This is a genomic window from Polaribacter sp. Asnod6-C07 (genome assembly GCF_045063625.1).
GTDB lineage: Bacteria > Bacteroidota > Bacteroidia > Flavobacteriales > Flavobacteriaceae > Polaribacter > Polaribacter vadi_A.
Window position 1 is genome coordinate 1,174,205 of sequence record NZ_JBEFOF010000005.1, and the last position, 18,292, is coordinate 1,192,496.

The 18,292-nt window shown below is 28.2% G+C and carries 21 protein-coding genes and 1 tRNA gene; 4 read left to right on the forward strand and 18 right to left on the reverse strand.

The genetic code is table 11. From position 1 onward, the window contains the following. Positions 1-21 precede the first annotated feature (21 nt). The 15 genes from atpH to ACJJVK_RS04840 all read right to left on the reverse strand — a co-directional run bounded on the left by atpH (position 22) and on the right by ACJJVK_RS04840 (position 11,289). Positions 22-579 carry an ATP synthase F1 subunit delta gene (gene atpH, locus ACJJVK_RS04770; RefSeq protein ID WP_215994207.1) on the reverse strand — a complete coding sequence of 186 codons (558 nt, stop codon included), beginning with the start codon at positions 577-579 and terminating at the stop codon, positions 22-24. 4 nt (positions 580-583) lie between these two features. Then, positions 584-1,084, reverse strand: coding sequence for a F0F1 ATP synthase subunit B (locus ACJJVK_RS04775; protein WP_215994206.1), 501 nt, complete (start codon positions 1,082-1,084; stop codon positions 584-586). A 90-nt stretch (positions 1,085-1,174) separates the two neighbouring features. Then, complete coding sequence (gene atpE, locus ACJJVK_RS04780; RefSeq protein WP_013620961.1) at positions 1,175-1,366, reverse strand: ATP synthase F0 subunit C; 192 nt, start codon at positions 1,364-1,366, stop codon at positions 1,175-1,177. A gap of 74 nt (positions 1,367-1,440) precedes the next feature. Next, complete coding sequence (gene atpB / locus ACJJVK_RS04785) at positions 1,441-2,574, reverse strand: F0F1 ATP synthase subunit A (protein WP_215994205.1); 1,134 nt, start codon at positions 2,572-2,574, stop codon at positions 1,441-1,443. A gap of 70 nt (positions 2,575-2,644) precedes the next feature. Beyond that, entirely contained in the window at positions 2,645-3,043 is a 399-nt protein-coding gene (locus ACJJVK_RS04790; RefSeq protein ID WP_405563743.1) for a DUF6168 family protein, read from the reverse strand. Then, on the reverse strand, positions 3,036-3,263 hold the full coding sequence (locus ACJJVK_RS04795) for an AtpZ/AtpI family protein (RefSeq protein ID WP_215994203.1): 228 nt from the start codon (positions 3,261-3,263) through the stop codon (positions 3,036-3,038). Before ACJJVK_RS04795 ends, ACJJVK_RS04790 begins: the two co-directional genes overlap by 8 nt. Further along, the gene (locus ACJJVK_RS04800; RefSeq protein ID WP_215994202.1) at positions 3,217-3,600 is read right to left on the reverse strand and encodes a polymer-forming cytoskeletal protein; all 384 of its coding nucleotides are present in this window, start codon (positions 3,598-3,600) and stop codon (positions 3,217-3,219) included. The genes ACJJVK_RS04795 and ACJJVK_RS04800 overlap by 47 nt, the downstream gene beginning before the upstream one ends. Positions 3,601-3,645: 45 nt before the next feature. After that, complete coding sequence (locus ACJJVK_RS04805) at positions 3,646-5,868, reverse strand: tetratricopeptide repeat protein (RefSeq protein ID WP_405563746.1); 2,223 nt, start codon at positions 5,866-5,868, stop codon at positions 3,646-3,648. 122 nt (positions 5,869-5,990) lie between these two features. Beyond that, complete coding sequence (locus tag ACJJVK_RS04810) at positions 5,991-6,686, reverse strand: ABC transporter ATP-binding protein (protein WP_405563748.1); 696 nt, start codon at positions 6,684-6,686, stop codon at positions 5,991-5,993. Positions 6,687-6,709: 23 nt separating this feature from the next. After that, complete coding sequence (locus ACJJVK_RS04815) at positions 6,710-8,176, reverse strand: DUF5687 family protein (RefSeq protein WP_405563750.1); 1,467 nt, start codon at positions 8,174-8,176, stop codon at positions 6,710-6,712. A 49-nt stretch (positions 8,177-8,225) separates the two neighbouring features. After that, entirely contained in the window at positions 8,226-8,924 is a 699-nt protein-coding gene (locus tag ACJJVK_RS04820) for a hypothetical protein (RefSeq protein WP_405563753.1), read from the reverse strand. Positions 8,925-8,927: 3 nt separating this feature from the next. Beyond that, complete coding sequence (locus ACJJVK_RS04825; RefSeq protein ID WP_405563756.1) at positions 8,928-9,605, reverse strand: hypothetical protein; 678 nt, start codon at positions 9,603-9,605, stop codon at positions 8,928-8,930. Positions 9,606-9,622: 17 nt separating this feature from the next. Then, positions 9,623-10,282 (reverse strand): hypothetical protein, encoded by a 660-nt coding sequence (locus ACJJVK_RS04830; protein ID WP_405563759.1) that lies wholly within the window; start codon positions 10,280-10,282, stop codon positions 9,623-9,625. A 2-nt stretch (positions 10,283-10,284) separates the two neighbouring features. After that, positions 10,285-10,938: a hypothetical protein gene (locus ACJJVK_RS04835; RefSeq protein WP_405563762.1), complete on the reverse strand. Its 654-nt coding sequence runs from the start codon at positions 10,936-10,938 to the stop codon at positions 10,285-10,287. A 12-nt stretch (positions 10,939-10,950) separates the two neighbouring features. Further along, entirely contained in the window at positions 10,951-11,289 is a 339-nt protein-coding gene (locus ACJJVK_RS04840; RefSeq protein ID WP_215994193.1) for a PadR family transcriptional regulator, read from the reverse strand. 105 nt (positions 11,290-11,394) lie between these two features. Between ACJJVK_RS04840 and ACJJVK_RS04845 the strand changes: the two genes are divergently transcribed. Next, a complete protein-coding gene (locus tag ACJJVK_RS04845; RefSeq protein ID WP_405563765.1) occupies positions 11,395-12,225 on the forward strand; it encodes a fibronectin type III in 831 nt (276 codons plus the stop codon). Between the two features lie 51 nt (positions 12,226-12,276). Here ACJJVK_RS04845 and trxA read toward each other — a convergent pair whose 3' ends face one another. Further along, positions 12,277-12,636: a thioredoxin gene (gene trxA / locus ACJJVK_RS04850; RefSeq protein WP_215994191.1), complete on the reverse strand. Its 360-nt coding sequence runs from the start codon at positions 12,634-12,636 to the stop codon at positions 12,277-12,279. A gap of 217 nt (positions 12,637-12,853) precedes the next feature. Here trxA and ACJJVK_RS04855 point away from each other — a divergent pair, with 217 nt between their 5' ends. Beyond that, positions 12,854-14,938 (forward strand): prolyl oligopeptidase family protein, encoded by a 2,085-nt coding sequence (locus ACJJVK_RS04855; protein WP_405568307.1) that lies wholly within the window; start codon positions 12,854-12,856, stop codon positions 14,936-14,938. 176 nt (positions 14,939-15,114) lie between these two features. Here ACJJVK_RS04855 and ACJJVK_RS04860 read toward each other — a convergent pair. Then, positions 15,115-15,188 (reverse strand) — tRNA-Ile (locus tag ACJJVK_RS04860). A 62-nt stretch (positions 15,189-15,250) separates the two neighbouring features. Beyond that, a complete protein-coding gene (locus ACJJVK_RS04865; protein WP_405563768.1) occupies positions 15,251-16,222 on the reverse strand; it encodes a polyprenyl synthetase family protein in 972 nt (323 codons plus the stop codon). 127 nt (positions 16,223-16,349) lie between these two features. On the opposite strand from ACJJVK_RS04865, the gene ACJJVK_RS04870 reads away from it, so the two are divergent. Next, positions 16,350-16,949, forward strand: coding sequence for a TetR/AcrR family transcriptional regulator (locus tag ACJJVK_RS04870; RefSeq protein ID WP_215994428.1), 600 nt, complete (start codon positions 16,350-16,352; stop codon positions 16,947-16,949). 5 nt (positions 16,950-16,954) lie between these two features. Then, positions 16,955-18,286 carry a TolC family protein gene (locus ACJJVK_RS04875; protein ID WP_215994429.1) on the forward strand — a complete coding sequence of 444 codons (1,332 nt, stop codon included), beginning with the start codon at positions 16,955-16,957 and terminating at the stop codon, positions 18,284-18,286. Positions 18,287-18,292 lie beyond the last annotated feature (6 nt).

Below are 18,292 nucleotides of genomic sequence, written 5' to 3' on the forward strand. Positions count from 1 at the left end.
CTGTTCTAATTTGATGTATTATTAAATTTTTGGGATATAATGACTGTTGTCAAATTCCTTCTTTAACTCTCCTAAATAATTTGAGATACTTGCATCATATTGCACATCTCCTACTCGTAAAATAAACCCTCCTAAAATATCTGGATTTACTACATTTTCTAGATCAGCTTTTTCTCCTGTTAAAGACTCTATCTTAGCTAAAACTTGTTTTTCAATTGCTGAAGTAATTGGCACAGCAGTAATTACTTTTGCTATCTGTATGTGATGATAATAATCGTAAATTATAGTGTATTGCTGTGCAATAGAATGTAATATTGATATTCTTTTGTTCTCTTCTAATAAATTAAAAAGACCTAAAGTAATATTGTTTATTTGTTTTGAGAAAGTAGCTTTTAAAACGTTTATTTTATCAGCAGACTTTATTACAGGGCTTTTTAAAACAACACCTAATTCAGGGTTTTCTGAAATTGTTGAAGCTATTAATTGCATATCTTTATTTACTGCAGAATCTTCTTTAGAATCTTTTGCAAGATTTAAGATTGCTTTTGCGTAACGTAATGCTGCTCTTGCGTCTTTCATAAAATTAGTTTAACTCAACTTCTTTTAAAATTCCTTCTACCAATGCTAATTGATCTTCTTTAGAAGATAATTCTTTTTTAATTACAGATTCTGCAATACCTATTGATAATTCTGCTACATTCTTTTTCAACTCTGCTAAAGCTGCTTGCTTTTCTTGTTGAATTGAAGCTTGTGCATTTTCAATTAATTTAGTGGTAACCTCTTTAGCATCTTCTTTTGCTTCTGATATCATTTTATCTCTAATATCTCTAGCATCTTTCATCATTGCATCTCTTTCTGCTCTTGCTTCTTTTGCTAATCTTTCATTATCAGCAGTTAAGTTTTGCATTTCTTTACGAGCGTTTTCTGCTGCTTCTAATGCTTCTTCTATACCAGTTTCTCTCTCTTCTAAAGAGTTTAAAATTGGTTTCCAAGCAAACTTTTTCATTAAAAATAATAAAATAAGTAAGATTACTATTTGCATTGCAAACAATCCTGGCGAAAAATCGTTTAATAAAGTTTCCATTCTATTAACTTTTGTTTTGTTTTTGTTTAATTTAAAAACACTTTCTGTAACCAACCGTTACAGAAATGTGTTTTTGTTTTTTTTAGGAAATTATGCTTTCCCTAAGATTAATGCACCAAATGCTAAACCTTCTAATAAGGCACCAATGATGATCATTGCAGTTTGAATTTTACCAGCTGCTTCAGGTTGACGAGCAATACCTTCCATTGCTTTTCCACCTATTTGACCTAATCCAATTCCTCCTCCGATTACGATTAATCCTGCTCCAATTAAATTGTACATACTAATTGATTTTAAATATATTAATTAAACAAATTCTAATTCTCTTTTTGTACTTGATTTAAAAATCAAGATTTTTAGTGATGCTCATGTTCTTCAACAGCCATCCCAATAAATAACGATGATAACATCGTAAAAATAAATGCTTGTAAAAAGGCTACTAAAATTTCAATAACCATTATAAATAAAGCTAAAGCTAGAGACATTCCTGTAGATGCTACAGGTCCAAAAGCTTCTTTCATTGTTACCATTAATGCAATTAAACTCATTACAACAAAGTGACCTGCTGTAATATTTGCAAATAAACGTACTAATAATGAAAACGGTTTAATTAAAATAAAACCTGCTAATTCTATTATTGCTAGAATTGGTCTTAAGATTACAGGTACACCTGGCATCCATAATGTGTGTGCCCAAAAATCTTTACTACCACTAAAAAGATAAATAACCATTGTAAACATTGCTAATGCAACTGTTACTGCTATTTGACCTGTTACGTTAAAACCTAATGGAGTTAAACCTAATAAGTTTAATATCCAAATAAAGAAAAACACCGTTAATAAAAAGCCCATAAACTTTTTATACTTTTTCTCTCCAATATTTGGCCTTGCTATTTCATCTCTTACGTAAATTACTAATGGCTCTAAAACACGACCAAAGCCTTTAGGTACTTTTCTTGTTTTATACTGTTTTGCTAATTTAGAAAACCACAATAACATTAAAAAAGCCGCAAATAAAATACCTACTACCGATTTTGTTATTGAAAAATCTAATGTTTTGTGTGCGTTTGTTGCATGGTGAGTTTCATCAAAAGAAACAGTTGCTGCTCCATTATCTAACTCATAAATCTTACTATGAATCTTTGCGAATTTTAACCCATTCTTTTCAACAATAACATGCCCATCATCATTATGATGAAATTCTGAAGACATAAAAGTTACTAAACCTTCACTTGACCATAAAATTACTGGTAAAGAAAATCCAAAATGTTTTCTTTCTCCTTCACTTGAAGTGTATGAGAAAAAAGTAAAATCATGAGAATCTTTAAGGTGATGTTGAATGTAAGCAGTTACCTCTTCTTGGGTATTTACCTCTCCACCATCTTTATGATTGTCCTGTTTTTTGTCTAAATCAGAAGCAAAAATTGTAGCTGAGAAAAGGGCTACTAATGCTATTGTAAGAAATTTGATTGATTTTTTTGCAATCTTCATAGTAAAAATACGCTTTGTAAATTCCGCGCAAAGATATAGAATAATTCAAAAACACAAATGATTTTTGACGCTAATTTTTAGAATCTTTTTTTTTCAAAATTTTAGACACAAAAATAAGCTCTGTTAATAAAAAAAGAATGGTTGGTATAAATAATGATAATCTTGAATAAATTGTTAAATTTTCTTCTGAAAATATTGGTTTATAGAAAGTAATGGAAAAAAGTATAAATTTTAAAAGCATAGTAGCCAGATATATAAAACCTAATTGATCTAAATACTTATTAACAGTTGCAAGTAGTAAAAAATTGATACAAATTAATGCTGAATAACCAGCATGAAATAGGTAAACTTTATCAATAGAAAAAGGTAAAGATATTTCTTGTTTTAAAAGAATGAAATCGTGGATATTATATCCTAAAACATAAAGAATAAGAAATACAGTATTGTAAATAATTAATTTCTTAATCATTAATTTTATTGGCTTGTTTAATTAAAGAATACATAGCTAAAAAAACGGCTAGTAAGGTAATTGCTTCTTTTAAAAAGGCAGTTTCAAAAGTTTTATCTAACCATTTGCCCAATAAAAAACCTAAATAAATGGTTAAACCCATTTGTAAACCTGCTCCCGAAAGTTGTATGGCTTTATTTAATGGCTTTTTGCTCTTGTTGTTGTTCTGGTTTTTTTCCATTCTCAATTTTTAAAACTTTAGAAGGTACTTTCATAGCACAAGAAGCATTAAATGTTGCTCCTGGCTCTACAGATAGCTTACCAACAACAACGTTACCAGAAATATCTGCTATAGATTTTACTGTTAAAGTTTTATCTACATTTAATTCGCCAGAAATCTTACCTTCTATATCTGCGTTTATAGCATTTACTTTACCTTTTACAAAACCTCCAGAACCAACAATTACTCTACCTTTTGTAGTTAAACTTCCTTCTAAAACCCCATCAATTCTAAAGTCTCCATCAGAAATTATTTCACCATTGATAGTTGTGTTTTTTGCAATAACATTTCTTTCCATTTTCTTCGGGTTGTTTATGAGAAGCACCACTCTTAAACTAAAATTCTACTTCTCTAATTGTGCTACAATTGCTTTTGCTCTTTTGCCTTCTTCTGTATTTCCATAGCTAACTGCTACAAATTCTAAGGCTGTTTTATAAGCCTCTTTGTCTTGGTATTTACCTATAGCAAAAGCTTTTAAGAGTTCAAATTTAGGAATTAATTCTGAATTAGTAATAGTAGGTAAAAATTCATCGACCTTAGTAACAACTTCTTCAAACTTATCTTCTTTGTACAAATAATACATTTTTTTATATGTATTTTCTATTTCATTTACTGCAACTTCTTCTTCGAATTTTGTATTTGGGTTCTGAATGACTTGCGCAAACTTGGTATTTGGATACTGATTTAGAATTACATTTTTATATTTTTCAGCACTTGAAACATCACCTAAATTTATATAAATTTGATATAAATGCCAGTTTATTGGTAAAATTAATTCTTTAGCTGGCTGCAAAGAAGCAACTCTTTCTAAGCGTTTTTTTGCTAATTTCTGATTTTTAAACTGCTCTTTATAAATTAAACCTAATTCGTATAAAGCTTGATTTCTATCGATTTTTAAACTGTCTATTTCTGTTTTTTCTGTAGGAATTGTAGCTAAATAGGTTTCTAAATCATATTTTAGATTTACTTTTTGAACTTGAGCAGAATCTTTAGTTTCACTACCAATAGTCGTTTTTTCTAACCACCTCCAATTATCTTCTAATTTTCTGGTTCCCCAAATTTTTTGGAATTCAGATTTACCAAAACTTAAAGATTGATTGTTATAAAAATACCAATTTCCTTTATTCGCAGATTGTAAGCCTCCATCAGTATTACCAAAAGCCAATTGATTTAATCTTATTTGTGCTGCTTCTTCATCAGCAATTTTTAGTTTTTCTATATAATTTTCGAAAAACTGTTTTTGTTCGTCTTCAGATAAAGATGCAATTCTTACAATACTATCATTTTTAGCAACAACATTTTCGAACTTAATTAAGGATGCTAAGTTTTTATGTTTTCTTTTTATTCGTCTAATTCTTAAATTCAAAGTGTCTTTAGAAACTTGCAAAACACTATCATAATAAGCACTTGCTAATTGATAAGCATCTTCTTTAAAAGAAATGTTTCCTAATTTTTCGTAAGTAAATGTTTTCTGTTTATCACTACCATTTTTGGCTCTTAAAGATTTATTATAAAAATCTAAAGCCAATTGAATGCTATCGTTATTTTGATGTAAAACTCCTGTTTGATAATACAATTCATCTAAATAAGGTCTATTGTCCCTGTTTTTTATCAGCTTTTGTAACTTTTCTAAAACCACATTTGCAGTAGAATCATTAGGCGAATTTTTAGCCAATTCTATATTTGCATGAATTTTATATTTATAAGGTGCTTTTTTAAAGTCGATTAACTTTTGGTACACTAAACTTGCAGAATCCTTTTTGTTTTCTTGGCTATACATTTGCCCTAAAACAAATAAATTTCTTGCTGCTTGAGCTCTATTATTTAAAGTTCTTGTTGCTAATTGTAAATGTTGTTTTGCTTTTTGCAAACTATCGCTTCTTACATAAGCCATTGCTAAAGCTGTGTGACCCTGTTCTTTAATTTCGTCTGGTAAATTGGCTTCTAATGTATCTCTAACCACCAACAACAGCTTCATAGTTTCTATGGCTGTTTCTTCATTATCCATTCTAATGTTAGTTTTTGCGCGCCAAATTTTAGTTTCTGCAATTAGATTTGCTTGCGGATAATTTGCAATTACGTAATTAAAAGCTTCTACAGCAGGCACAAAACGTTGTTGATAATAACGAGATTTACCCAACAACAAATAAGCATCATCTATTTGCCTGTTACGTTCATAACCATCAATATTCATTCCATGTCTTTGAATGGCTTTTATGGCTTTTTCTTCTGCTTTTTCGAAAGTTGTAAGTTCTTTTTGTACTTCTGCTTTTTGTTTAGAATTACCAAAGCCAGCACCTGGACCATTGTTAAATTTAGGAATCACGAATTTATCTTCATCAAAAACAATAGGTTCTATTGGTAATTGCTGAAACCAATCGTCTTTATACTCTTCATTAATAGCATCTACACCTTCTTGAAGGTATTGTTTACCATTAAAAAGAACATTGTATTTTGTAGTAAGTGCTTGGTAATTTCTACTTATAAATGTGTCTTTTTTTGTACCACAAGCATATATGGTTGCAAAAATGATAACTACAATAAGTGTTTTCTGCGTGTTTTTCACACTTGTAAATCTAAATGAATTATTTTTTTATAAGAGCCAAAAGTTCTTATTTACAACTGATTTATGACAAAAATAGTATAAATACAGTCTATAAAAATAATAATAAATAAAGAATTCTATATTTATTCAGCAAAATAGCTCTCTAATTCTTTTAAAGTTTCTGTTGATGTAACTATGTCTTTTACCACAGATCCTTTTTCTAAAACCACAATTCTTTCGCAAACTTCTGTTACGTGGGTTAAATCGTGACTAGAAACTAATACTGTAACTTCTTTATTCTCTGTTAATTCTTTAATAATTTTCTTTAATCGAATCTGTGTTGTAGGATCTAAATTAGCAAAAGGTTCGTCTAAAATTACTACTTGTGGGTTACCCATCATTGCAGCAACAATTCCTGCTTTTTTCTGGTTTCCTTTACTTAAATCTCTTAAATATTTTTTCTTTCCAATAATTTCATCATTAAAAAACTCATCGAACTTTGCTATAAACGTTTTAACATCAGCTTTATTCATCCCTCTTAAATCACCAATAAAATCGAAATATTCTTCTGGTGTTAAATAGCCTATTAAAAAAGATTCATCAATAAAAGAACCTGTAAAGTTTTTCCAATCTTCGCTTTTGTTTACAACAATATCATTATTAATAATTGCACCAGTTGTTGGCCTAATTAAATCTAACAAAATATTAAACAACGTTGTTTTCCCTGCTCCATTATTACCTACCAAACCAAAACTTTGGCCTGTAGGTATTTCTATTGATGCAACATTTAAAACTTCTGCTTTTCCGTATTTTTTTGAAACTGTATCTATTGTAATCATTGTTGTCTTAAATTAAATTTTGGTTATTCTGATTGTTTAAATCCGTGAAGTGTACTGTATTTTTTTTGTTGATATTTTTTTTCAATAAAATTCATAATAGAATTTCTTAATAAAATTGAAATTATACCAACTGCAGCTATTGCAATGATTGCAGCATTAAAACCAACAAAATAATTAACTATTGCATAAATTATTATTGGAAATACTAAAACTGGTAGCATTACAATAAATTGAGCTGCACTTGTACCTTGTGTATTGCCAAAACCACTTGCACCTAAATCTATTCTTTTTTTATTAAAAGCACCCATATATAACATTACTAAAGGTGTAAAACCAATATTAAAGAAAAAACCTGCAACTATTAATAAGTACTTATCTAGGCCAAAATAGATATATGGTGTAGACAAAATAAAAAGTACAACAGTCATTACTACCATTAAAAACCATTTAGATTCTAAAAACTTACGATAAGAAAAATTTTGTGTCATTAACATTCTATAATGCTCACTATCCCAAGCAGGTACAAATTGCCCATAATTCATTGCGAAACCACCTGTTAAAAAGATACAACCATATAACTGCCATATTTCTGAATCTCTATATGTTTTTACAGTAAAAAACACTAAGCCAAATAATAAGAAGAAAAAAGACATAAAAAAGACCATTTTGGTTCTTTTATTTCGCCAGATTAAACGAATGTCATTTTTTATAAAAGGAGCTACATCACCAAATTTATCTATAAATGATAAATCTGCAGAATTAACTTCTTCTTCTTTTAACTTAATTGCACCATCTAAATACAAAGCATTAGATAATTGTTTAAAATTTAAATAATAAAATATTGTTACTGATAACAAAGCAATAATTGAAAGTATTGGATAATTATAAACAGCGTAAAAGGCTTTACCAAAGTACACTGTAATATCTAAAAATTGATATTGATAAGACAACCAAACTACAGCCAAAAACACAACTAAAACACCAAGTGCAATGTTATTTTTATTTATTAAAAAGTTAATAAAATTGATACATAAGGTTAGCATTAGCATAAAAAACAACCAACCTAAAACACCAACTAAATTATATCCTTTAGAAATTAATACAATAGAAAAAGGGATGTATAGAATAAGTGCACCAAAATTAAAAAAAGAAAAAATGGACTTCGTTAATATATAATTCACCAATTTTTTCTTTTTAATAGAAAGTATCAGCATTGGTTTTATATCCATTACTGGGATTTTCTGTAAAATATATCGCATTATTAAATCTGAGATCAATAAAAAGATTAGAAAATTATTGACAACAATAAAAGGGTCTTTGTCTGGAAATTCTTCTTTAAGAATAAAATAACCTCCAACACTAATAGACAAAAAGCCTAAAAGCATCCAAAGCGCAAAAAAGCCCATTACTATTTTTAAAGCAACACTTTTTCCGAAAGAAGCAGAACGAAAAAACTGTTTCCACTCTAGTTTTAAAAAATGTGAAATCATAAAGTTTGGTTAAGTAGTTACTATATAAGTAGTGCTTGCAATGTTTTTGTTACAAATTTTTAACCAATTTATATTCTGGATACGTTTCTTGCAGTAATTCTTCTGCTTTTTTTGGAATAACTATTAAAGCTATATAAGAGTATAAAATGGCAAAAGTTATTAAACTGCAAACAAACATTTTTACATAAAATGATTCGCTATGTTTTAAAAAAGAGGATAAATGAAAGATATTTGAAAACACCAAAATACTACTAAAAGCACTTACTCTATAAATCATATCTTCTAGCAAATACTTTTTGCCATTTTCTTTAAAACTGCTCTTTGCTTTATTATTTAACTTTTGGGCTAAATAAACATCGATAAAAGCTAAAATCAACATTAATATAGATAAATAAGTGTTATTGATATTTAATGTCATTAGAAGGTAAAATGACATAAATATTGATGCTGTAATAATTATTTTAGGAATAGAAAACCATTCTTTCATTATTGTGAAAAGAACTTTATAATATTTTTTACTCAGTTGTTTTTGTTTGGCATCTACAACATCCATAAAACCAAAAATTCCGAATTTTTTAAAGGATTTATCACGAGCATTTTCAAAAGTTAATTTTGGGTTTTCTTCTAAAATTTGCTCAATATCATTGGCTAAATGATCTACCAATTCTGTTTGTACATCATAATGTTCTACATAATGTTTTCTGGTAAATTTGTATAGGTTTTCTATTTGGAGATTTGTTAGTTTCATAGTTTATACAATTACATTTGGATATTGTTCTTTTATCATTTTTTTATTCTGATGAAAAACATATTCTCCAGACCAATAAAACAACAATAGCAAGACAAAAACACCTAATTGAATAATGTTTTGAGTTTGATTTAAAAAACTTTCTTCACTTCTAAAATTTGTAATTGAATTAAATAATATTGATGTAAGGTTTACTATTTGTAAAAAGCTATTAGTCTTATTTAAAACCAAAAAAGTTTCTCTTTTTTCTTTATTAATTTTCCAATTCTGATAAAAGATTAAAACAGCAACAAATAGCAAAGATGGATAAGCCAAAAAGAAAAAATCTTTTTTATCCTCAAACAAATTCATCAACAAAAACAAAGTATAAAATAAACCTGCAGAAATTAAAATTCTAGGAAGTTTAAAAAACGTAATTAAATGTTTAAAAGACTGTTTGTAAAACTTTTTGTGAACAGATTTTGTTTTCTCTTTTAAAAGTTTGCTAAAACCTCTATCAGAAAAGTTTCTGTGGATGTTTCTAATTTCTTTTTTAAAATCTAAATCTGGATTTTTAGCTAACCTTTCTTCTAAAATATTTGCAAAATGATCTACAATTTCTGTTCTCACATCATAATATTTTATGCCGCAAGAAAAAATGAAGTTGTCTATTTGTAAAAGTTGTTCTTTTGATAATTCCATAGCTACGAAATTTATAGTTACAAGGCTTTTTTCATTTCTTGAACTCTATTCATTGCATTTTTATACACTTTGTATCCAGAAAAAGTAAAAATATAGTGTATAGGAAGTACTATAAATAATATGATTTTATGATACTCAATAGGAAAACCGTCCTCAATTCTTACAAATATTACTATAGCATTTAACGTCAAAAAAGAGAACATAAAGTAATTTAAAGCATAATCTCTATGAATAGATTTACCTAACTTTTTTCTAAATGTTTTAAATGCAAAAAAGAAATAAACAAATAATGGCGCAGCAAAAATTGCAAAACTTGTTTTCAAAAATACTTTATGAGATATATGTTCTGAAAGAAAGTAATAAGCAATTAAAATTACTATTAATAGCAAAACATAAAATGGCTTTTTAAAAAAATCTAGAAAACCTTGAAAATATTTCTTTCTATAGATTCTATTCACATTTTGCCAGCCTTTTCTGTTTAGGTTAGACAAATCTCCCAACCATTTTGTTTTTAATAAAGATTTGTAAAGCTCTGCTTTAAAATCATCTGAAGTAGCATTTTTTTCAATATCAGAAACAATATGGTCTATCATTTCTACTCTTAAATCCCAGTATTTAATACCATTATTTTTAAAATGATTGTCTATAATTTGTATTTGTTCTTTTGATAATTCCATAGCTACGAAATTTTATACTTTTTGATGGCTTCTTCGTGCTTTTTGTAGAAATAATGACAGATATAAGTAACTGCAAAACCTGCACTTTGAAAACTGATTAAAAAGGGAATAAAACTTTTATCATCGTTAAAATGATTGCCCATAAATAAAGGAAGTACTAAAAAGATGATTCCTAAATACTGTGTTCTTAAAATAAAACTGTAAGTTGTTTTTACTTTAGATTTATACACTTTTGTAATTAAAAAGATCAAGTAAAGCAAAAAACCGATGTTTAATCCGTTTAAAAATCCATTCGTAAAATCTGAGAAACCCTCTGAAAAAACAATATAAAAATTTGTGAAAATTAGCATAGGTAAAAAATAACAAGCCAGATACAAAAAGTAAAAAGGCTTAAAAATTTTTACCGCATTTTTAACCACAATTTTAGACTCATGATATTGAAAACCAAAAAAGAAACTAGAAGATTCTCTAAAATGTTTATCCCATTTTAAAACGGTTATTTTAAAAGCGTTTTCAAAAGAATAATTTTTATTCAAAAAGCTCTCTAAATCAGAGATCATATGATCTAAAACTTCTACTCTTAAATCAATAAAATTGAATCTTTTTTTATCTAAATATTCTTCTACTTTTTGTATTTGTTCTGTTGTTAATTCCATAGCTAATAATTTTTACTCCAAACTAAATTTAGGATTCACCAAATGCTGCATCGTTTTTAAAAACTCTTGCATTTCTTCTAACTTATTCGCAGTTTCTTTGGTACCACTTTCTGTTAATTTGTAATATTTTCTAAGTCTGTTACCAACTTTTGCAACCTCAACATCTAATAAACCATCAGCTTCTAATTTGTGCAATGCAGGGTACAAAGCACCTTCTGTAATTTTTAGTTCGCCTTTGGTGAGTTCTTTTACTTTCTGCGTAATTTCATACCCATACATTTTATCATTAGTTTCTAATAATTTTAAAATGATGGTTTGTAAAGAACCTTTGTATAATTTCTGATTTCCCATGTTGTAAATATATACATAAATTTCTTATGTATAATATTCTTAGGTATAGTAATTTTAGAAAAAATAGATTTTAATTACTTTAGTAACTCAAAAGACAAACTATCTATGCATTTTTATAACTGCAAAAAACTACTGAGTTTTATTACAATCTTTACTTTATTCTTTTTTAATGAAGGTTTTTCACAAATTAAATTAACTGCAAATGGAGAAGGAGATACTTATGAGTTGATAAACAAAGTACTTATTTCAGAAAATAGAACTGCTGTAGAAGTGCCAGATTGTAATCATAAAGATTTTGGCAGACATATCTCTGAAGTGTTTGATTCTACTTTAAATAAATATGTTTTTGAATTTATCATACATATTAAAAATGATAAGGATAGATGTAAACGATTTGATAGACAGCGCAATGAAATTAAAGCACACAAAAGATCTAATCCTATTATTTTAGCCACAGAAGGAGAAAAACTGAATTATAAGTGGAAATTTAAATTACAAAAAGGATTTAAAGCATCTTCTAGACATACAAATTTGCATCAAATAACATATAGATTAACAGAAACAAACGAACCTTTATTTGCTTTTATGGCTAGAGATAAAAAAGGGAAGAGAAGTTTTGATATTGTTTATATTGATGAAGATGTGCAGCAGGTTTTAAGTTCTGTAAAATTATCTAAAATTACTGGTAAATGGATTGTTGCAGACGAAACAATAACCTTTGGTAAAAACGGAAGTTATGCTGTTACTTTAAAAACATTAAGTGGTAAAACAATTCTTAAAGTTGATAAAAAAAACATACAAACTTGGTATGAAACAATGGAGTATGCAAGACCAAAATGGGGAATTTATAGAAGTTTAAAACATGCCAATAAACTAAGAGATGAAAAAGTATATTTTGCAGATTTTGAAATAAATGATATTAAAACTGACAAATAAAAAAAGAGCAACTATCTCAATAGTTACTCTTTATAATTATTAGGTATTATATTACTTATTTACCTTTAAAACATCAGCAATAACACGTTCTAAATCAGCTTTTGGTAAAGCTCCATTTGCCATTTGTGGTTCTCCTTCTACAGGACAAAATAACATTGATGGAATACTTCTTATACCAAAGGCAGCAGATAATTCTTGCTCTGCTTCAGTATCAATTTTATAGATATCTATTTTACCTTTATATTCTTCTGATAATTCTTCTAAAATTGGAGCAATCATTTTACAAGGGCCACACCAATCTGCATAAAAATCGATTAAAGCTGGTTTGTCTCCTTCAAATTTCCATGCTGCGTTTTCTTCAAAATTAAACACCTTTTCTAAAAAAGTTGCTTTTGTTAAATTCTCTGTCATAATTAAAAAATTGCTAGAATTAGGCTAGCAGTCACAAAAGTAGTCGTTTTTTTAGGTTGATGATTACAAATCCTGATCTTGTAAATAATCAAAATGTTAAAAAAGACTAAACAACTGATAATATGCAAATAACTTATCTTTTTTAAATAAAAAAAATGAAAATCAGATTTATTCCACACATTATTTTAGCAAGTATTACTTTAGCTTCTTATACCAAATAAATAAAGAAGTGAATTATCCTAAAACAGCAAAAAAACCAGTTGTAGATACCTTATTTGGCACAGCTGTAACTGACAATTATAGATGGTTAGAAGATGATAAAAGTGAACAAACTAAAGCGTGGGTAAAAGCACAAAACGCTGTTACTTTCAATTATTTAAGCAAAATACCTTACAGAACGCAATTAAAATCTCGTTTATCAGAATTGTTAAACTACGAAAGAATTGGAACCCCTTATACAGAGGGTGATTACACCTATTTTTCTAAAAATAATGGTTTGCAAAATCAGTCTGTTATTTATAGAAAAAAAGGCAATTCTGAACCAGAAATTTTCTTAGATCCGAATACTTTTTCTGAGGATGCTACAACTTCTTTAGGCACATTAAGTTTTTCTGAAAATGGAAAAATTGCTGCATACTCAATCTCTGAAGCTGGTTCTGATTGGAGAAAAATTATAGTTTTAGATGTAGAATCTAAAACCATAAAAGAAGATACTTTGATTGATGTAAAATTCTCCGGAATTTCTTGGTATAAAAATGAAGGTTTTTATTACTCAAGTTACGATAAACCTAAAGGAAGTGAATTGTCTGCTAAAACAGATCAACATAAACTGTATTATCACAAATTAGGAACATCACAAAAAACAGATACCATAATTTTTGGAGCAACTCCCAAAGAAAAACACAGATATGTTTTTAGTGAGTTAACCAAAGACTACAAATATTTGGTGATTTATGCATCTGTTTCAACCTCTGGAAACAAGTTATATATAAAAGATTTATCAAAACCAAATAGTAAATTAATCACTGTTTTACATCATACAAAAAGTGATACATATCTTATTGATAATAGAGATAATAAATTATATTTGGTTACCAATTTAAACGCAGCAAATAAAAAAGTGGTTACTGTTGATGCTGCTAACCCAACTTCAGAAAACTGGGAAGATTTTATTCCTGAATCAGAAAACGTATTGTCTCCTTCTACAGGTGCTGGATATTTTTTTGCAAGTTATATGGTAGATGCTGTATCAAAAGTATTGCAATATGATTTTGATGGAAACTTAATTCGTGAAGTAAAACTACCGGGTTTAGGAACTGCTTATGGGTTTAAAGGAAAAACCAAAGACAAAAAATTGTATTTTACTTTTACCAATTATAAAACGCCTAGTTCTTCGTTTAAATTAAATCCTGAAAATGGAACGTATACAACGTACTGGAAACCTGCTCTTGATTTTAAGACTGATGATTACGTAAGCAAACAGGTTTTTTATACTTCTAAAGACGGTACAAAAGTACCTATGATTATCACACATAAAAAAGGATTGGAATTAAATGGAAAAAATCCAACGATTTTATATGGTTATGGAGGATTTGATGTAAGCCTTACACCAAGTTTTAGAACTACAATGGCTGTTTGGATGGAACAAGGGGGGATTTATGCAGTACCCAATTTACGTGGTGGAGGAGAATATGGGAAAAAATGGCATATTGCTGGTACTAAAATGCAAAAGCAAAATGTTTTTGATGATTTTATTGCTGCTGCAGAATATTTGATTGAAAACAAATACACTTCTTCAGACTTTTTAGCCATTAGTGGAGGCTCAAATGGAGGTTTATTAGTAGGTGCAACAATGACACAAAGACCAAATTTAATGAAAGTGGCTTTGCCAGCAGTTGGTGTTTTAGACATGTTGCGTTATCACACCTTTACTGCTGGTGCTGGTTGGGCTTACGATTATGGAACTGCTAACGATAGCAAAGAAATGTTTGATTACTTAAAAGGATATTCTCCTGTACATAATGTAAAAGAAGGTGTTCAATACCCAGCAACTATGGTTACCACAAGCGATCATGATGATAGAGTTGTACCTGCACATAGCTTTAAATTTGCATCAGAATTGCAAGAAAAACAAACAGGGAATAACCCAACTTTAATACGAATAGAAGTAAATGCTGGTCATGGAGCAGGAAAACCAATTGCTAAAATTATTGAAGAAACTGCAGATATTTTTGGTTTCACGTTGTTTAATATGGGGTTTGATCAATTGCCAAATCCACCAAAATCGAAACTAAAGATTTAATTTTTTAATAATTATTATATGCTAAACCTCAAGCAAAATTTGAGGTTTTTTATCGCTTTAGAATTAGTTTTTACTTCTAAAATTCCTGTTTGATGAGAGTTGAAAATGCTATAAAATTTGTACTGAATTCAATAAAAAAAGCACTTACAATTATGTAAGTGCTTTAAAATTATGAGTGGTCCCACATGGACTCGAACCATGGACCACCTGATTATGAGTCAGGTGCTCTAACCAACTGAGCTATAGGACCTATAATTTTGGTTTGCAAATGTACTATTTATTTTAAATTATTTGCAATAAAAAATCAAATAATTACACAGTTCTATTCATTAACCACAAACCAAAATCTTTTAAGTTTTGTTTATTGTCTCTAGAAATATCCATTTTAGATAAAGTATCAAAGGCTTTTTCTGTATAATTTGCTATCTGTTCTTTTATTAAATGTGGTATATCATTCAACTCAAAAATTCTAGTAACTTCAGTTATCTTTATTGAATTTTCTTCTAATTTCTGTTTGTAAAAAAATTGAAGCTTTTGTTGATCTTCTTTGTTAGCAATTTCTAAAGCTTTTAAATAAAGAAAAGTTTTTTTATTTTCAATAATATCTCCACCAATTTGTTTTCCAAATGTTTCTGGATTACCAAAAGTATCTAAATAATCGTCTTGTAACTGAAAAGCCAAACCTAAATTTAAACCAAAATCATAAATTAAATCTGCATTTTTATCTTCAGTTTCTGCTACAATTGCGCCCATTTTTAAAGCTGCAGCTACTAAAACTGATGTTTTTAAACGAATCATATTAATATATTCATCAATAGTAACATCACTTCTGGTTTCAAAATCTACATCTAATTGCTGGCCATCACAAACTTCTAATGCTGTTTTACTAAATAATTTTGCTAATTTTTGAAAAACAATCGGTTCGTAATTTTCAAAATACTGGTAAGCTAAAATCAACATGGCATCACCAGAAAGAATACCTGTATTAATATCCCATTTTTCATGCACAGTGGCTTTACCTCTTCGTAAAGGTGCATCATCCATAATATCATCATGTACCAAAGTAAAATTATGGAAAACCTCTATAGACAATGCTGCTGCTAATGCTTTTTTATAGTCTGATGAAAAAATATCAGCAGCCATAAGCGTTAAAACTGGTCGAATTCTTTTACCTCCTAATTGTAGAATATAATCTACAGGTTCATAAAGGTTTTTAGGTTCTTGAATCCAATTTTTTGATTTTAAATATTCTAAAAATTCTTGTTGATAATGTAAAATGTTCAAATCTGTATTTTTTTGTAAAAATAATGTAAAGAAATTTCACTTTTTAATTCGAATGTTAAAAAATCATTAAAACTTTGGAAACTTTTTTTGTTTCTAAAGTTTCCAGGTGTATATTTGCACGCGAATTATGAAAGAAAAAATAATAGAAAAATCTAACGAACTCTTTTTAAACTTTGGTTTTAAGAGTGTAACTATGGATGAAATAGCCAGTGCTCTTGGTGTATCTAAAAAGACTATTTATAAGTATTTTAATAATAAAACAGCACTTGTAACTTCTGTAACTGAACATATTTTTAACAACATAAGTTCTGGCATTAACCAGATTTGCAGTTTAAAAAAGAATCCAATAGAAGAATTATTTGATATAAAGCGATTTGTTATGTCTAATTTAAAAGACGAAAAATCATCTCCACAATATCAATTACAAAAATATTACCCAAAGATTTTTGTATCCATCAGAAAAAAACAATTCGAAATTATGCAGGTTTGTGTAATTAAAAATTTAAATGAAGGCATAAAACAAGGGTTATACAGAAAAGAGTTAGACGTAGAATTTATCTCTAGAATTTATTTTACTGGAATGGTAACCATTAAAGACAAAGAACTTTTTCCTTTAGACAACTATTCTATGAACACGCTAATGAACTATTATTTAGAGTATCATTTAAGGGGTATTTGTACAGAAAAAGGATTAGAACAATTAGAAAATCAACTAAAACAGAAATAGAACAAATGAAAAAAACAATTCTGGTATTTTTAAGTACTTGTTTTTTCTTGATTACAAATGCGCAAGAAAAAACAATGAATCTATCTCTTAAAGAAGCAATCAATTTTGCTATTGAGAATAGTTACAACACAAAAGCAGCTGAAAATGATATTAAAGTTGCAAAAGAAACTGTTTGGGAAACCACCACAATTGGATTGCCTCAAATTAACGGTGCTGTAGATTATCAAAAATATTTAAAGTTGCCTGTTACTTTATTAGATTTTGATAATGATGGTGTAAATGAAGAGTTTGTTTTTGTACAAAAACAAAATATAAATGCCTCAGTAACTTTAAGTCAACTACTCTTTGACGGCTCTTATTTAGTGGGTTTACAAGCTTCTAAAACTTATTTAAAAATTTCTAAACAAGCCAAAGAAAAAACGGAATTAGTAACTAGAGAAGCTATAATTAATGCTTATGGTAATGTTCTTGTTGCAGAAAAAAGCATCGAAATTTTAAAAAGAAACAATGTTGTAAACGACAGGATTTTAAGAGAAGCAAAAGCAGGTTATGAAAACGGATTAGCTGAGCAAGAAGATGTAGAGCAATTCGAAATTATTAAAGGTAACATAGAAAATAACATTAGAGCCACAGAAAGGTTAAGAGACATAGCATACAAACTTTTAAACATTTCGTTAGGTAACCCTATTGAAACTAATTTGGTTTTAACTGATAGTTTAGAGTCTTTAGTGCTTGCAAACACTAATTTAAATTTATTAGTAGAAGAGTTTAAACTAAACAATCACATAGATTTTAAAATTGCAGAAAATGATAGAGAAACGAAACGTTTAACTATGCAATTAGAAAAAAGTAAAAATTTACCAAGCTTAAGTGCTTATATAAATTATGGTACTCAAGCTTTTTCTGAAGAGTTTTCTTTCTTTAAAGGCGAACAAAGATGGTTTCAATCATCATTATTAGGTGTTAGTTTAAACGTACCAATTTTTAGTAGTTTTGGTAGAAAAGCAAAAATAGCACAAACCAAAATTAACCTAGAAACTGCAGACATTCGTTTAGAAGAAACAAAACAAAGATTAAGTTTGGCAGCGCAAAGTGCAAAAAGTGATTATCAATTAAGTATCGATAATTATGAAACTGCAAAGAAAAACTTAAACCTTGCAGAAAGAATTGAAAAGAAACAACAAATTAAGTTTGATGAAGGAATTACTACTAGTTTTGATCTACTTCAGGCTCAAAATCAATTATACACTCAACAAAACAACTATGTACAAGCAATGTTAAATATCATTGCTACAAAAGCAACCTTAGAAAACGCATTAAACTTACCAATCAAATAATCACAA

Bases quoted from the DNA above. Each gene is read 5' to 3' on its own strand.
- ACJJVK_RS04825 (WP_405563756.1), bottom strand. From the start codon at position 9,605: ATGGAATTATCAAAAGAACAACTTTTACAAATAGACAACTTCATTTTT.
- ACJJVK_RS04810 (WP_405563748.1), bottom strand. From the start codon at position 6,686: ATGATTACAATAGATACAGTTTCAAAAAAATACGGAAAAGCAGAAGTT.
- trxA (WP_215994191.1), bottom strand. From the start codon at position 12,636: ATGACAGAGAATTTAACAAAAGCAACTTTTTTAGAAAAGGTGTTTAAT.
- ACJJVK_RS04870 (WP_215994428.1), top strand. From the start codon at position 16,350: ATGAAAGAAAAAATAATAGAAAAATCTAACGAACTCTTTTTAAACTTT.
- ACJJVK_RS04835 (WP_405563762.1), bottom strand. From the start codon at position 10,938: ATGGAATTAACAACAGAACAAATACAAAAAGTAGAAGAATATTTAGAT.
- ACJJVK_RS04820 (WP_405563753.1), bottom strand. From the start codon at position 8,924: ATGAAACTAACAAATCTCCAAATAGAAAACCTATACAAATTTACCAGA.
- atpB (WP_215994205.1), bottom strand. From the start codon at position 2,574: ATGAAGATTGCAAAAAAATCAATCAAATTTCTTACAATAGCATTAGTA.
- ACJJVK_RS04815 (WP_405563750.1), bottom strand. From the start codon at position 8,176: ATGATTTCACATTTTTTAAAACTAGAGTGGAAACAGTTTTTTCGTTCT.
- ACJJVK_RS04795 (WP_215994203.1), bottom strand. From the start codon at position 3,263: ATGGAAAAAAACCAGAACAACAACAAGAGCAAAAAGCCATTAAATAAA.
- ACJJVK_RS04830 (WP_405563759.1), bottom strand. From the start codon at position 10,282: ATGGAATTATCAAAAGAACAAATACAAATTATAGACAATCATTTTAAA.
- ACJJVK_RS04775 (WP_215994206.1), bottom strand. From the start codon at position 1,084: ATGGAAACTTTATTAAACGATTTTTCGCCAGGATTGTTTGCAATGCAA.
- atpH (WP_215994207.1), bottom strand. From the start codon at position 579: ATGAAAGACGCAAGAGCAGCATTACGTTACGCAAAAGCAATCTTAAAT.
- atpE (WP_013620961.1), bottom strand. From the start codon at position 1,366: ATGTACAATTTAATTGGAGCAGGATTAATCGTAATCGGAGGAGGAATT.
- ACJJVK_RS04845 (WP_405563765.1), top strand. From the start codon at position 11,395: ATGCATTTTTATAACTGCAAAAAACTACTGAGTTTTATTACAATCTTT.
- ACJJVK_RS04800 (WP_215994202.1), bottom strand. From the start codon at position 3,600: ATGGAAAGAAATGTTATTGCAAAAAACACAACTATCAATGGTGAAATA.
- ACJJVK_RS04840 (WP_215994193.1), bottom strand. From the start codon at position 11,289: ATGGGAAATCAGAAATTATACAAAGGTTCTTTACAAACCATCATTTTA.
- ACJJVK_RS04790 (WP_405563743.1), bottom strand. From the start codon at position 3,043: ATGATTAAGAAATTAATTATTTACAATACTGTATTTCTTATTCTTTAT.
- ACJJVK_RS04875 (WP_215994429.1), top strand. From the start codon at position 16,955: ATGAAAAAAACAATTCTGGTATTTTTAAGTACTTGTTTTTTCTTGATT.